Origin of the sequence: Paenibacillus piri, assembly GCF_004354045.1 — a bacterium.
In the GTDB taxonomy this organism is placed as follows: domain Bacteria; phylum Bacillota; class Bacilli; order Paenibacillales; family NBRC-103111; genus Paenibacillus_S; species Paenibacillus_S piri.
Map to the genome: position 1 here is coordinate 122,714 of NZ_SMRT01000003.1, position 14,170 is coordinate 136,883.

The window sequence follows — 14,170 nt, forward strand, 5'->3', positions numbered from 1 at the left end:
AGTAAATGAACCAAGATCAATGGGTTTTTGCCGGCACGGTGGAGGAGCTGAAAGAAGCGGGCTCTAAAGTCGTCAAGGGCGGGATCGCCGTATTTTATCACGAGGATCAGGTAGTTGCGGTCGACAATCGCTGTCCGCATCTCGGTTTTCCGCTGCATTTGGGAAGCGTTTGCAACGGGATGCTGACATGCCATTGGCATCATGCGCGCTTTGACGTGTGCAGCGGGGGCACGCTCGATCCGTGGGCGGACGATGTGCCCGCATATGATGTGAAGCTGGAAGGAAGCCGCGTATGGGTTAGCGCGCAGCCGAGAAACGCCGATACCGTCGAGAGGCTAAAGCGCCGCTTGCGGGAAGGTTTGGAGCAAAACATCGGAATCGTAATTGCGAAAGCCGTCGTCGGGCTGGTAGAATCGGGCGTTCATGCGGACGATATAGTCCGGATCGGCTTGGCTTTCGGCACATCGCAGGGCAGCGGCTGGGGGTCGGGGCTGACGATTCTGACTGCGATGCGCAATGTGCTGCCCAAGCTGGATAAAACCGGGCAAATTCTGGCCATGTACCACGGCCTTGTGCATGTCGCCAGGGCGAGCTCCGGGCGGGCGCCCCGCCATTTGCTCGGTCCGATGCCCTCCGCTTCGGCTTCGGCGGACCGTCTCGTGCAATGGTACCGCAGCTGCGTCGAGGTACGCGATACGCAGGGCGCCGAGAAAGTGCTGCTCACCGCAATTGCGAATGGCATTCCGCATGACCGGCTCGCCGAAATGATGCTCGTATCCGTAACCGACCATTTTTATTTGGATGGCGGGCATACGTTCGATTTTCATAATAAAGCATTCGAAGCGCTGCAGGCTGCGGGCGCAGAATATATAGAACCGATATTGGCCTCGCTGGTTCCGCTGATCGGAGATCCGACGCGCAGCGAAGAATTGCATCATTGGCAGGCTCCCGTAGATCTCGTAACGCCATTGAAGCAGGCGTTCGAGCGGATCGCGCAGGCGGAGCCCAGGACGGAAGAAGCTGTGCCGGACGAAATGGCATGGGTGGAGCGTATTTTAAACGATCGGCCTCTGGAGACGATTGAGCGAATCACGGAAGCTTTGCTTGGCGGAGCCGCCCCGGTCCGGCTCGCGGGTCTCATTGCGGTTGCCGCAGCGGAACGTATCGTACGGTTCCATACGCAGAACGATTTCAAGGATTGGATCGCCGTGCTCCACACGTTCACCTATGCCCATGCGGTGCATGAACGGCTTGCGCGCTCCTCGGAACCGCTGCTAATCCGGGCGTTGTATTATGGCGCGGTGGCGGTGTACCACGACCGTTTCCTCAACGTACCGCGCGCGCCGCGGCCGAAAGTCAAGGCTGCCGCAGGCGAAGGGGAAGGCGCTTCACTGACCTCGCCGGCTCCGGCGTCGGAGCTGCTTAGCCTTATGGATCGGCGGCAGCAGGTCGAGCAGGCGGCGGGCTGGGTCGCCGGTTATTTGCAGGCGGGAGGGGACACGGACGCGCTGCTGAACACGTTAGGCCACGGCCTTCTGCGGGAGGATGCGGAATTCCATACATTTCAAATGTACGAGGCGGCGGTTTCCGAGCTTGCTAATTGGCAGGCGCGGTCGGACGCTTTTGCCAATTATGCCAAAGAAACGATCCTGCTTGCCTGCACGAGGTACTTGGCGGCGCATGCGCCGACGGCCCGCGAGCTGCCGCACACGGCGACCATCGCCTGGCGATTGTACCGCGGCGAGCGGCTGTTTGAGGAGGAGTAGGCAGGCCTCCGAGACGGCAGCACGTCAAAAAACCGCTTCCCCTTTAACGGCCAAGGCCGTACCGGGAGACAGCGGTTTTTTTGGATTGAACGCAATAGTATTAGTGTTATAGCTGGCTTCGCACAGCCTTGACGAACGAACTCGTTCCCTGGGACGCAGAAGCCGTGAATCATTGCGATAAGCTATGGATAAGTCCGTAAGTAAACCTGAATTATTCGACAACGACCGGGTTATGCAAAACGCCGATCTCATCGATGATGCAGTCGATCTCATCTCCGGCTTTCATAAATTCGGCGCCGGCCGGCGAGCCGGATAATATGACGTCGCCCGGCTGCAGCGTCATGACACGAGACAAGTATGAAATAAGAAAAGGCACCGTTAAAATAATCAAGTCGAGTCCGCTGTCCTGCTTCAGCTTCCCATTGTGGGCGGCCTGAACGCGAACGGTATCCAGGTTGATTTCGGTTTCCAGATAAGGACCGAGCGGCGTAAATGAATCGAACGATTTGCCTACCATCCAATGGCCGTTCGGGTGGAAAAATTGCGGAGCCGTCACGTCGTTGGCGATCGTATAGCCGAATACGTAATCAAGCGCATCCTGTTCTGATACATGACGAGCCGCCTTGCCGATGACAACGGCGAGCTCCGACTCGAATTTGACTTCCTCGATTCCGGCCGGAATGACGATCGGTTCATCCGTACCGATAACCGAGCTTAACGGCTTAAAGAACAGCACCGGAATATCGGGCAGCTGCTCCGGCTTCGTACCCCCCGGGGCAATATAATTGGCGCCTACGCCGATCACCGAACGGGGCTCAAGAGGAGGGAGCAGCGTGACATCCTTCAACGGGACGGAAGGGCCGGTATATGTCCAGCCGCCGAACAGGTCGCCTTCAATTTCATGCAGTGCTTGCTCTTTCAAAACGGCGCTTTTAATTAGTCCTGAATTATTTTCCCGATAACGGGCAAATTTCATGTCCGATTCATCTCCTTTTAAATAAATGGGCAGCTTTATGCGACATGGTTGTTCAATATATTGAACACGGTTCATCCTATATTGATAAGGAAATCATAACACCTCCCCTATATCCGGTCAATACGACAGGGAGCGAGGGGAGAGTTCAGATGTATTGCGAATGGAAGCTGTCAGGAAGGATCGGCGCTTCCTTTCCCGTTGCTTGCGTTACCCGTATTGAACGAGAGCTTGCCGGCCAAGTCAATGATCGCCTGCAGCGCTCTGTCGCGCTTTTCTTCCCAATTGTGCAGCGGCATCGAGAAGCTGATCGCGGCTACCGTCTGGCTGCCCGACTGATAAATCGGCACGGCGATGCAATTAAAGCCCATAACCCCTTCCTGCAGGTCGAGTGCATAGCCTTGATGACGGATGACCGCCAGCTGACGGAACAGCTCCTGCTTCGTTTTCAATGTAAAAGGAGTCAAGCTTTCCAGCGAATCGTCGGGATAGAGCAGATTCAGCTGGGTATCGTCGAGCGCGGACAGCAGCATTTTGCCGAGACCCGTCGCATGCGCGGGCAGCCTCGTACCCGGACCGGACACCATCTGAACGAGCGATGGCGCCGCTTCCTTGGCCAGGTAGACAATTTCGCTGCCCTCCAGGCTGGCGAGTTGAATCGATTCGTTCAGCTCGCGCATACAAGCCGGCGCTTCCTTCCGAAACGCATCGATCAGATCGAACTGCCGGAAAAAGGCGTTTCCCATGATGCCAAAATGCATACCGAGCGTATACGTATCGGAGCGGTCGCGGCTCAGCCATTGGAGCGCCTCCATCGTTTGCAGCAGAGAGAACATCGAGCTTTTGCTAATATCGAGACGTTTGCATAAATCGGTCAGCTTGAGCCGAGCAGGCTCTTCGGCGACGAGCCGGATGATTGCCTGCGCTTTTTCCAGGGCGGGCACCCAATATTTTTTTTCCATTTCTGTCCGTCCTATCTATATCGAAATAATGAAACTGGTTCAGTATATTGTACCGATATCTTATCACCGCTCGCCAGCGCAGTCAAACCGGATCGTCGTAAAATGGGTTCTCGGCCCGTGCGGCTCCGGATAGCTGTCGTTTGCGCCGAGCCGGTCATTTTTTGCGCTTTTGCCGTTCTCAGACGGACAACATTGCGAGGACAAAAAGTGTCTGTGTCATGCCGCCCGGCTCGATGCTAACATGAAGCCTGCGAGGGTCCGAAGCGAGGAACGATGCTGCTGCAGAGTAAAGGGACGAGCTTTCATTGAAACGTAAAGCGAGCCGCAGCCTGTATCGCAGCACAGCTTCACAACTTCGCGACGGACCGGTCGGAAATTTGCAGTTGAAGCAGCCATATCTACTTTTCAGGAGGATGCTCCCATGAAACTTATTTATGATCACCGTGATGCGTTAATCGGCTTTGGCGCCGAACAGTTGAAGCAAAGTCTGGAACGGCAAGGCGTTTATTTTATTGAGCAATTTACGGGGCAGGGAACGGTAGTACCGCCGTTGAACGGCATTGTCATTCATAAGGTGGCTACGCCTAGAGGACAGGCACCGGTATACGAGGATCAAGCCTATCGCATATACCGCTCCGGAGGGCGCATTCATATCGAGGGCTCCGATTCGCGGGGCGTCATGTACGGCTGCCTGGAATGGTCGGAAAGACTGGGACGGGGAGCGGCGCTTGCGGAAGGGGAGGAAATTTGCGGCAAGCCGGCACTCGGTATTCGCGGCATCAAGTACAATCTTCCGTATGTTCCGTTCGATGACGGGGATCCTTTTGTCCAAAATGCGGAAACGTGCATGGATATCGAATATTGGAAGGCATATATCGATATGCTCGCCTTGAATCGCTATAATTGCCTCAGCTTATGGTCGGAGCATCCGTACCATCTGATGGTTGTATCGCCGAAATTCCGGGCGGCCAATCCGCTGAGCGATGTGGAGATCGACCGCAATATCCGGTTTTTCCGCGAGCTGTTCCGCTATGCGGCGAGCCGGGGAATCGACATTTACCTGTTTACGTGGAACATCCGTCTGACTCCGGAGGTGGCCAAAGGACTCGGTCTGCCCGAAAATGTCGGCGATTACGGCAATATGTTCGACGATTTAATTCATCGGGTCGGACTGCCGCTGAACAGGTTCCGCGGACAGTCGGAAGTCATTCGCGACTACATCCGTGAAATGGTGCTGCAAATTTTGCTCACCTATCCGGAGCTGAAAGGGCTTGGCACCTCCGCCAGCGAATGGATGGACGGCTCCGGCTACGAGCGCGAGCAGTGGATTATCGATACGTATGTAGAGGCGATTAAGCAGTCCGGACGCGATATTCCGTTTATTCATCGTACGAACATGCAGAACGCGGGCAAGGAAATTAAAGAAATGGTGCAGCCGCAGTTCGATCCGAAGCGGTTTTATATCAGCTGGAAATATTCCAACGCCCACTGTTATTCCCATCCGCAGCCGCAGTTCGAGAAGCTGTGGGATGCATGGAGCGGGATCGATCTGGATTCGACCCAGATATTATATACGGTGCGCAATGACGATGTTTTCGCCCATCGGTGGGGCGATCCGGATTATGTGCGGGCTTATGTGAAAGGCATGCTGAAGCCTTATGTGAAAGGGTTTTATTGGGGAGCGGACGGCTATGTCTGGGGACGCGACTTTCAGCATGCCGATTACGGGCATAAAACATGGAAGTACGACTTTGAACGGCATTTGTTCCAGTTCCAGCTGTGGGGCCGTCTATCCTACGATCCGGAAACCGGGGAAGATACGTGGACGCATTTGCTTACAAGCCATTACGGGCCGAAGCATGCCCCCGCGTTCCTCGAAGGACTGCGGCAAGCGTCCCGCATCATCCCGGCGGTAAACCGGCTGTTCTGGATCGATTACGATTTCCAATGGCATGCGGAGAGCTGCCTGTCGCAGGTGAGCGGCTTTAAAACGGTGCTTGACTTTGTCGACGCCGCGCCGATGCCGGGCGTCGGCGTGATGGGCTTGCCGGAATATGCCCGCGCGGAAGCGGAAGGGCGGCTTGAGGAGGCCGAACGGTCGTACGAGGAAATGCCGGCCGATATTTTGCGGATATTGACGGAAGCTTCGGCGGCTACGGAACAGGCGGCGGGACGGCTGGAGTCCGAGCTGGGCGAGCTGATGGGCGGACATGCCGAATGCACGCTGCTCGATTTGAAATCGTATGCCGCGATGGGACGTTATTATGTGTGCAAGTTCAGCGCCGCTCTCGAGTTGAACCGCTATAAGCTGACAGGCGACGAGAAGCGCAAGGAGCAGGCGGTTGCGCATCTGGAGGAGGCTTGCGGGCATTGGGACCGCCTCGGGTATATATGGAGCCTGCATAACAAGCCGTATTTTATGGCAAGAGTAAAACAGACATTCGGGTATCCGCTTTATGCCGAGGATGTCCGGCGCGACGTCGAGCTGGCACGCCGGGCTTGAGCGGCGCGTACGTACGCTTCTTTTTAGGATCATTAACGATAAGCTCGATGCGATAGAATCGGTCGAAACTGAATCACGGAAAATGAAAGAAAGACTACGATTTTAAGCCCAGGAATCCGAATTGCTTCGTATCTACATGTTGAATTCTGAAGTATATATAATCCAGTAGATTGATCAGCGAAACGAAATTCCTACCATAGTACAGGCATTTTTTATCGAAATGGCTAATTCATAGGGAATTCCTGCTATTATGCAGGAGTTCTCACGGATTAGAGACCGAATGCAAACGAGAGCGGAGAAACCTGCAGTTTCGCAGGAATTAAATCACGCGAATTGACGAGTAGAAAAAAAGATGTACAATAGCAGTATTTCTTATCATCGCGGTCGCTCTTCTTGGAAAGGTTCGATAGAGGCTTTCTCATAATATCAGTAAAGGATACACACGCTTTTCATACTTTCATTGACAGAAAAAAGGTACAGACTCGTCATTTTTCATGAGCGACTGTACCTTTTCGTATGAATAAAACTTTTCAGTGGCCTCGTTTCGCCTTTGGGTCAATTTACAGTCCCATGAACGGATTCGAGGTCTTATTTTGTGACAGTCCGTTCGGTTGCGAACGCTGCAGAGTCAGCGCCTGCAAACGGCGCGGCGCAACGGACTGCTGGCGGAGGACGGCGTACGTTGCGCGCATGCTTACGGCGCCGAGACTCGGGAGAAGCGCATTCGTGCAAAAAAGCGTGAACGAAGCCGGTCTGGCTGATGCCGCCTCCCGCGAAGGTCCGTTATTTATGAATAACGTCCAGCACGACCTCCAACTGCAGGCTTGCTCCCGGAGCAATGCCGCGAAGGCCGGTGACGTCCGGCGCCAGCTCGAGGTTCGGCGCATTGGTGACCCATGTGTAAGGTTCCAGGCAAATCAAATTATCGGCTTCGCCTTTTGTGAAAATGACCCATTGCTTGAACATATCGGAGCCGCTGTAACGAATCTCGACGTCATCCCGGGATAGTATAGCGATGCATGGGTTGTCGCCAATCTGGAAGACGGTGTCCATATTATGGCCTTTTAAGACATCGCCCTCGATCAACGTTTCATAACGTCCGAGCGGAACGATGTTTCCGTTCGGAATATTTTGCTCATCCAGCTCCCAAATTCCGCTGACCGGCAGCTGCAGCTTCCAGCGTTCAGGCTGGCTGTCCAGCACAAACCAGGTATGCAGGCCGTAGCCGAACGGCGCGGCTTCGCCGCCTTTGTTCAGCGCCTTCAGCGAATGTATCAGACGGCCGCCCTTCAGCGTATAGGTCAGCTCCAGCTCCAGCGCATGCGGGTATTGGCGCTGCACTTCCGGATCGTCAGCCAGGTTGAGGACGGAGGTGATGAACGGATTGCCTTCCTTGGACGTCCCTGTCTGTACGACCTGCCATGGCTGCTCGCGGACAACGCCGTGAATGTGGTTGCCAAAATGGCGCTGCGTGACGTCGAATTGGTAGCTGCGTCCTTCAAACTCGAACTGTCCGCTGCGTATCCGGTTCGGCGGCATTAGCACGGGCGTTCCGTATTGGACGAATTGCTCCATCAGCGCGGCAGGGCTTTCCGGGGTGCGGAGCAGCTCGCGCTGCAGCTTTTTATCCCTGATGCTGTAAACGTTGTTGCCAATGGCAGGGCAGACGGAAACGGCAAGCTCGTCGTTTTCCAGTATGTACGCAGGGGTTCCCTGCCAGTCGATTTGCTTTGTCATATGGAGGACTCCTTTTAATAGGGATTCGGCTTGCGCTTAACGCGTTTGAAATCCAAACTGCCTTCATTGTACCAAAAAGGGCCTGGGATGTGCATCAGCGATTTCGCCAGGCATTAGCTGCCGAAGTCTGGGTTAGGGTATACGTACTGCGCCTTGGCCGGCTCGGCCTTCACCACTTTTTCGACTTTTATCATCATGATGTCCATATCGTTGAATCTTGTTTTTTGAATGCTGCCGGTGACAGTGACCCATGAATCGTCGGCAAAATTTTTTGCGCGGTCATACTCGACGAGCACGCCGAACGGGGAGGCGTCGGCCGAACAGCACTGGATGGAAAAACGTCCGACTACGAACTGATTATCTTTCATCGACTCCTGGCGGTAAACGAAGCCCGTCATTTCTATTTTTTTGCCGATAAACTGGTCAAGATACAGATCGACGGTTGTCAACGTTTCGATATACAAGTCTTCTTTTACCGGAATGATGCTGCCTTTGTACAATTGCTTGGCGTATTTGGCGTAGTGCTCGGTAAATTTGTCCGAAGGAAACATGTCGTCCAGATTTCCGGAGGCTGAAGGAGCCGCGATTCCGCCGGAAGAGCCGTCAGGAGCCGGGGGCTGGCTCGATGCCGGGGGCGGGGTTTGCGCCGGCGCCGGTGCTGCTTGGCCCGAAGCTCCCGGTCCCGGGGCGGCCGGAGAAGAACCGGACGGAGCAGGAGACGCCGGAGACGGAGCAGCGGGCACGGCGGCGGCCGGATCCTTTTTTACATTGGCGGAGCTGCTCAGGTTCATCCCTTTCTTGGCGGCCAGACTGCTGCCCATCGAGCTGTCCGGCAATAAGAAGCCGAGCAGCAGCGGAAAGAAAAACAAGCCGTAGATGACGGTGTTTTTCAGCAGGGAGGAAGACGGCGTATGATCATGATCGCAATCGCAGGCCGCGGCCGAGCCCAAAAACGCACGGATTGCCAGGTAGACCTGGTACACGGCAATGGCGTAAAATGCGACGGCGGACCATTTGACGTAATCGATCATGCGCGGCGCGATATAAAACAAAATATTTTCGGTTTTGACGAGATGGACGATATACATGGCAAAGCCGAACAAAACGGCGGCCTTTATAAAATAATGCAAGCTATACATACGCGGACTCACGACAGCACGCTCCTCATCGTAACGGTAATTGGATTCAAGTTAAAAAAATACGTTCGAACAGCAGCGAGCACACGAGCACGACGGCAAAGACCAGCGCCGACAATGCGATGACGAAGCGGCTGCGGAAGGTGGAAAGCAGCATCAGCAAGCTTTTAATATCGAGCATCGGCCCGAATACAAGAAACGTCAGCAGCGAGCCTGTCGTAAAAGTCGTACCGAACGAAGAGGCGACGAACGCATCCGACGTGGAGCAAAGCGACAATATAAAAGAAAAGCCCATCATAAACAAGTGCGACGCAATAGGGCCCTGTCCGATCGAGATCAGGCTTTCCCGGTCGACTACCGTCTGAATGACAGCTGTAATAAAGGCGCCGAAGATCAAATATTTGCCCATATCGAAAAATTCGTCGGAAGCGTGCCCGAGAATGCCGAACAGCTTGCCTGCTATACCGGTACGGCCATGCGAGTGATCGTGATGGCTGTGTGCATGGTCGTGATCATGCGAGTGATCGTGATGGCTGTGAGCATGGTCATGATCATGCGAGTGATCGTGATGGCTATGCGCATGGTCGTGATCGTGGGCATGATCGTGATGGCTGTGTGCATGGCCGTGATCATGCGAGTGATCGTGATGGCTATGTACATGGTCATTATCGTGGGCATGATCGTGATGATTGGGCTTCTGCCCGTGAATAGGCAAAGACGGATTCATTGAACCCGGGCTGCGAAGCTGGTTGGTTTTGAAAAACCGGTAAATAAGCAGGCCCATAACCAGCGCGACGATGAATGCGAGCGCCATTCGGGAATATGCAATTTCCGGACGGCTGCGGAACGCCATAAAAGTGGACGCGTAAACGACCGGGTTAATGATCGGTCCGACCAGGATGAACACAATCGCAACGTAGAGCGGCATGCCTTTGCGCAGCAAACGGCGGATAACCGGAATCATACCGCATTCGCACAGCGGGAAAATAATTCCGACCACGCAGGCGAACAAAATACCTAGCACCGGATTTTTGGGCACCAGCTTTCGGATCGTTTGCTCGGAGACGAACATTTGCAGTACTGCGGATACGAGAACACCCAGCAGCACAAACGGCAAAGCTTCCAAAATAATGCTCAGGAACAAGGTCTTGAAGTTTTGCAGCATATCGCTGCTTATAAAGGATAAGTTCAACGGGTGCCGCTGGGTGAAAATAAGAAACAGCAGTACAAGGCAGATGAGGGCGAGCACATTCGTGCTGATTCGTTGGACTGATGGACGCAATGGACATTTCTCCCTTTTAATTCGTAATTATTATTATAGTTTATGCCCAAGCGTTCGTATATAGGACATGTTTCCGAACATTAAAAGGTCCTGCCCGGGATGGCCAATAGGGAAGGGCTGGCCAAGTTGACAGAACGTGCGGGATTGATTATGATGATAAGCAAACAAGCAATGACAGGAATAAGTAAACGGGAGCGATTCTTTCAGAGAGCCGGTGGCAGCTGAGAACCGGTAGATAGCTGGCGTTGAATGGATCCTTGAGCTGACGGTTGAAAGACAGCGGAAAGAGGCGTTGCGCAGCAGCTTCCATTACCGTGTCCAAGGCTGATCCGGGGGCTTCCCGTTACAGAAGCTTGAGGTTTTTCGTACGCGGCGCAGGAAGCGCTTGGGCTGCGGCGGAAAATAAAATAGGGTGGCACCACGGCTCTTCGTCCCTTGACGGAGAGCCTTTTTTGGTTGTCCGGAAAAGTATGAGATATATACTTTGCTTCGCACAACCTTGACAAACGCGCTTGCCTCTTGAAGGGCAGCGAAGCCGTTTATCGTTGGTTGTACGGGCGGCGAAGCCGTGTATCGTTGCGTTTACAAAAAAGGAGGAGCTAGGATGAAAAGAGTATTATCCGGCATGCAGCCGAGCGGAAAATTGACGTTAGGAAATTATATCGGGGCATTGAAAAATTTTGCGGAGCTGCAGCATACGCATGAATGTTATTTCATGATCGTCGACCTGCATGCGATTACGGTACCGCAGGAACCGGCAGCGCTGCGCGAGCAGAGCGAGGCGGTAGCCGCTCTCTATATCGCGGCCGGGATCGATCCCGCAAAATCGACTATGTTCCTGCAATCTCATGTGCGGCAGCATGCCGAGCTCGGATGGATGCTGACGACGCTTACGTACATGGGCGAGCTGGAGCGGATGACGCAGTTCAAGGACAAGTCCGCCGGCAAAGAATCGGTAGGCGCCGGCCTGTTTACGTATCCTTCCTTGATGGCCGCAGACATATTATTGTACAACGCGGATCTCGTGCCGGTCGGTGACGATCAGAAGCAGCATTTGGAGCTGACCCGCGATCTCGCACACCGGTTTAACCAGCGGTACGGCGAGACGTTCGTCATTCCGGAGCCGTACATCCCGCAAGTGGGAGCCCGGATCATGTCGCTGGACGACGCATCCAATAAAATGAGCAAGAGCAATCCGAACCAGGGCAGCTTCATCGCACTCCTGGATGCGCCGGACGTGATCCGTAAAAAAATTAGCCGGGCCGTCACGGATTCCGGGCGCGAGGTCAAGTACGACCCGCACAATAAGCCAGAGGTCAGCAACCTGATCAGCATCTATGCGCAGTGCTCGAAAAAGCCCATCGCCGAAATCGAGGCATTGTATGACGGACAGGGCTACGGTCCGTTCAAAAAAGATTTGGCCGAGCAGGTCGTCGCGCTGCTGGAGCCGCTTCAGGAACGATACCGCAGCATTCGCGAGTCCGGTGAGCTTCACAGCGCGCTTCGTCAAGGCGCCGAACGGGCTGCCGAACAGGCGGAGAAGACGCTGCGCGAAGTGAAAGAGAAGATGGGCTTTATATTGTTCTGATTCGTTTCGAAACGGTGCGGGCGAACGGCGGTCAGCCGCCGTTTCGTTTGCGCTGCTTGGCTTTGACGACAAAGCCGAAGCCGATGAAAGCGACAGACAGCACGGAGAAAAGCAGTACCAGCCATCCGTTGCCCAAGCTGATAGAGTAGCTGATACCGGCTAAAAGAATGGTGCCGAGTATCGCGAAAAAGAGGGCTAGTCCTTTGTTCATGCGGGTTTATCCGCCTTTCCGAGAGAGTTTTGAAAATCGAAAAACTTTTTTCAGAATGCGCGTATACTTTTTTCGATCCATCACATAATAAGTTTGCAAGCTTGCAAATACATCAAGGATATTCATTCAGATTGAAAGGAGTGCTGATCATCATGGCACAAGGACAATCCCGCAGCAGTAACGTATTGGTGGTTCCACAAGCATCTTCAGCTCTAGACCAAATGAAGTATGAGGTAGCTCAAGAGTTGGGTATTCAAATTCCACAAGACGGTTACTTTGGTTATATGGCTACTCGTGACACAGGTGCAATCGGTGGTCACATCACTCGCCGTCTGGTTCAAATTGCAGAGCAATCGCTTGCAGGCGGTCAACTTCGTTAATTGTACAAAAAATGCTTCATCATAGAAGTCCAAGGAGAAATCCTTGGGCTTTTTGACTTCGGACAGAAACTTGCATCTACAGATTCACTCGCAGCTTTTTGCCTAGCCGCGAATCGTTAACCCAGCCTACATAACAATCCATCGGCTCAAGCTTGCTGTTCAGCAGCAGCACGGCGACGAACGGGTACTGCTTGCGGTGCCTGTAACGGACGTCGGCCCAATACACCTCATATCCCCAGTCATGGCAGCGCAGTTCCGCGCAAGCGAACGACGTAAAATAAAGGAACGACGCAATATCATTATGCCGCTTGGAAGCTTCCACGGCCGGATGAACCGCGCTCTGCACTTCGTCCACCCATTTGATCCGGCTGTTTCTGAATTCGCCCAACATAAACCGGCCTTTGGGCTTCCGTTTGACGATCTGCCAATTTTGCAGGCGAAACGTCGGAATTAAATAATAGCGGTCGCCTTCGCTGTACGTCGGGTCTTTCTGGTAGAGCTGCGATTCCAAATAATAATGATACCACGAACGCCAAGCGTAATATACCGCCAAGCCGGAGTAAAGTATCGGAAATATCAGCTCCGGGTCGGCCAGATGAACAGTCCACAAAAAAATTGCCGCAATATGGGAAAGAAATATAACAGGGTCAAATATATGGATGATGTTCCATGAGATCCATTTATCCGAGAACGGCCGCATTGCCTGGGTGCCGTATGTATTAAACAGATCGGTAAACACGTGAAAAGCCACGGCCAAAAATACCCAGAATGCGACATGTCCGACCGGAAGTCCGCGGAACATAAGCATTAATGCCATTGTAATCAGTGCGCTCCACAGCGCGACCGCAGGCAATGAGTGCGAAAGGCCGCGGTGGTTTTTGATATAGACCGCGTTGCTTTTCAAGCGGAGAAGCGTATCGGCGTCAGGCGCTTGCGATCCGATGACCGTTCCGATCATGACGGCGGTGGAAACCATAGGGTCTGCTGCTACGACAGGATCGATGTAAGCCAGACCGGCTAATCCGAATCCGATCACCAGGTGTGTTGCGCTGTCCATGGGGAATTCCCTCCTGAGTTGTTTTCCGTAAAAAAGCATCCTGCTGCGAAAAAAGATGCATTTATCGAGATTTGGTTCTATGATTAGTGTATCATTTTATTCAGTAAAATAAAGCAAAAAGGATATGGTGACATGCATAAGACGTTTATCGAGTACCAAATATTTACAGAGTACAAGGCAGTGTATTCAAATTGGATGGAGCGGGTGAGGGCGGCTTACCCGGAGCTTGAGCTGTATGAAGGAGCGGACCAGCCCGGTTTATTTGTCGAGGTTTGGAGCGGGCTTTCAAGGCAAGAATACGAGCTGCTCAAGGCTGTCCGGCTGCAGTCCGAACGTCCTGCAAATGAGTCGTCTGACCGCCTGAATTTCGACAATACGGATTGGCTGCAGCTGAATCAATGGGTGCCGGGAGGAGCGGCGAAGATTCATATATGGTATTTTGAAAAAGTAAGATAGTCCATAATTTAAGATGATTATATCCATGGCAACTTTCTTCCGATCGCGGTAATCTTAACAATAGCCTTAACAACAAGTACGGCTATTGCTTATAGAAAACAGCATCTATGCAGAATGCA

General features: G+C 53.3%; 13 protein-coding genes and 1 other annotated feature. Of the genes, 5 read left to right on the forward strand and 8 right to left on the reverse strand.

The window, feature by feature from the left end:
- Positions 1-5: 5 nt before the first annotated feature.
- The gene (locus tag E1757_RS08850) at positions 6-1,766 is read left to right on the forward strand and encodes a Rieske (2Fe-2S) protein (RefSeq protein ID WP_133226882.1); all 1,761 of its coding nucleotides are present in this window, start codon (positions 6-8) and stop codon (positions 1,764-1,766) included.
- 211 nt (positions 1,767-1,977) lie between these two features.
- Here the strand turns inward: E1757_RS08850 and E1757_RS08855 are convergent, their stop codons facing one another.
- Both E1757_RS08855 and E1757_RS08860 read right to left on the reverse strand, forming a co-directional pair.
- Entirely contained in the window at positions 1,978-2,742 is a 765-nt protein-coding gene (locus E1757_RS08855; protein WP_133226884.1) for a fumarylacetoacetate hydrolase family protein, read from the reverse strand.
- A gap of 170 nt (positions 2,743-2,912) precedes the next feature.
- Positions 2,913-3,701, reverse strand: a complete 789-nt coding sequence (locus E1757_RS08860; RefSeq protein ID WP_133226886.1) for an IclR family transcriptional regulator — start codon at positions 3,699-3,701, stop codon at positions 2,913-2,915.
- Positions 3,702-4,122: 421 nt separating this feature from the next.
- Between E1757_RS08860 and E1757_RS08865 the strand changes: the two genes are divergently transcribed.
- Positions 4,123-6,204, forward strand: a complete 2,082-nt coding sequence (locus E1757_RS08865) for a hypothetical protein (RefSeq protein WP_133226888.1) — start codon at positions 4,123-4,125, stop codon at positions 6,202-6,204.
- A 560-nt stretch (positions 6,205-6,764) separates the two neighbouring features.
- Here the strand turns inward: E1757_RS08865 and E1757_RS36895 are convergent.
- From E1757_RS36895 to E1757_RS08880, 4 genes are all read right to left on the reverse strand, one after another.
- On the reverse strand, positions 6,765-6,896 hold the full coding sequence (locus E1757_RS36895; RefSeq protein WP_281282486.1) for a hypothetical protein: 132 nt from the start codon (positions 6,894-6,896) through the stop codon (positions 6,765-6,767).
- A gap of 91 nt (positions 6,897-6,987) precedes the next feature.
- Entirely contained in the window at positions 6,988-7,941 is a 954-nt protein-coding gene (locus tag E1757_RS08870; RefSeq protein WP_133226890.1) for an aldose 1-epimerase, read from the reverse strand.
- 113 nt (positions 7,942-8,054) lie between these two features.
- Positions 8,055-9,092, reverse strand: a complete 1,038-nt coding sequence (locus E1757_RS08875; RefSeq protein ID WP_246079098.1) for a TIGR03943 family putative permease subunit — start codon at positions 9,090-9,092, stop codon at positions 8,055-8,057.
- Positions 9,093-9,126: 34 nt separating this feature from the next.
- Positions 9,127-10,359, reverse strand: a complete 1,233-nt coding sequence (locus tag E1757_RS08880; RefSeq protein WP_133226891.1) for a permease — start codon at positions 10,357-10,359, stop codon at positions 9,127-9,129.
- A 162-nt stretch (positions 10,360-10,521) separates the two neighbouring features.
- Positions 10,522-10,798: a binding site (T-box leader), on the forward strand.
- 165 nt (positions 10,799-10,963) lie between these two features.
- Between E1757_RS08880 and trpS the strand changes: the two genes are divergently transcribed.
- Positions 10,964-11,947 carry a tryptophan--tRNA ligase gene (gene trpS, locus E1757_RS08885; protein WP_133226893.1) on the forward strand — a complete coding sequence of 328 codons (984 nt, stop codon included), beginning with the start codon at positions 10,964-10,966 and terminating at the stop codon, positions 11,945-11,947.
- Positions 11,948-11,978: 31 nt separating this feature from the next.
- Here trpS and E1757_RS08890 read toward each other — a convergent pair whose 3' ends face one another.
- Positions 11,979-12,158 carry a DUF5325 family protein gene (locus tag E1757_RS08890; protein ID WP_133226895.1) on the reverse strand — a complete coding sequence of 60 codons (180 nt, stop codon included), beginning with the start codon at positions 12,156-12,158 and terminating at the stop codon, positions 11,979-11,981.
- Between the two features lie 152 nt (positions 12,159-12,310).
- On the opposite strand from E1757_RS08890, the gene E1757_RS08895 reads away from it, so the two are divergent.
- Entirely contained in the window at positions 12,311-12,538 is a 228-nt protein-coding gene (locus E1757_RS08895) for an alpha/beta-type small acid-soluble spore protein (RefSeq protein ID WP_133227494.1), read from the forward strand.
- Between the two features lie 76 nt (positions 12,539-12,614).
- Here the strand turns inward: E1757_RS08895 and E1757_RS08900 are convergent, their stop codons facing one another.
- On the reverse strand, positions 12,615-13,595 hold the full coding sequence (locus E1757_RS08900; RefSeq protein ID WP_133226897.1) for a metal-dependent hydrolase: 981 nt from the start codon (positions 13,593-13,595) through the stop codon (positions 12,615-12,617).
- A gap of 132 nt (positions 13,596-13,727) precedes the next feature.
- Between E1757_RS08900 and E1757_RS08905 the strand changes: the two genes are divergently transcribed.
- Positions 13,728-14,051, forward strand: a complete 324-nt coding sequence (locus E1757_RS08905; RefSeq protein WP_133226899.1) for a hypothetical protein — start codon at positions 13,728-13,730, stop codon at positions 14,049-14,051.
- Positions 14,052-14,170: the final 119 nt, after the last annotated feature.

Excerpts from the sequence above, each read along its gene's own strand:
- E1757_RS08850 (WP_133226882.1), top strand. The coding sequence starts at position 6 with ATGAACCAAGATCAATGGGTTTTTGCCGGCACGGTGGAGGAGCTGAAA.
- E1757_RS08855 (WP_133226884.1), bottom strand. The coding sequence starts at position 2,742 with ATGAAATTTGCCCGTTATCGGGAAAATAATTCAGGACTAATTAAAAGC.
- E1757_RS08860 (WP_133226886.1), bottom strand. The coding sequence starts at position 3,701 with ATGGAAAAAAAATATTGGGTGCCCGCCCTGGAAAAAGCGCAGGCAATC.
- E1757_RS08865 (WP_133226888.1), top strand. The coding sequence starts at position 4,123 with ATGAAACTTATTTATGATCACCGTGATGCGTTAATCGGCTTTGGCGCC.
- E1757_RS36895 (WP_281282486.1), bottom strand. The coding sequence starts at position 6,896 with ATGCGCGCAACGTACGCCGTCCTCCGCCAGCAGTCCGTTGCGCCGCGC.
- E1757_RS08870 (WP_133226890.1), bottom strand. The coding sequence starts at position 7,941 with ATGACAAAGCAAATCGACTGGCAGGGAACCCCTGCGTACATACTGGAA.
- trpS (WP_133226893.1), top strand. The coding sequence starts at position 10,964 with ATGAAAAGAGTATTATCCGGCATGCAGCCGAGCGGAAAATTGACGTTA.
- E1757_RS08890 (WP_133226895.1), bottom strand. The coding sequence starts at position 12,158 with ATGAACAAAGGACTAGCCCTCTTTTTCGCGATACTCGGCACCATTCTT.
- E1757_RS08895 (WP_133227494.1), top strand. The coding sequence starts at position 12,311 with ATGGCACAAGGACAATCCCGCAGCAGTAACGTATTGGTGGTTCCACAA.
- E1757_RS08900 (WP_133226897.1), bottom strand. The coding sequence starts at position 13,595 with ATGGACAGCGCAACACACCTGGTGATCGGATTCGGATTAGCCGGTCTG.
- E1757_RS08905 (WP_133226899.1), top strand. The coding sequence starts at position 13,728 with ATGCATAAGACGTTTATCGAGTACCAAATATTTACAGAGTACAAGGCA.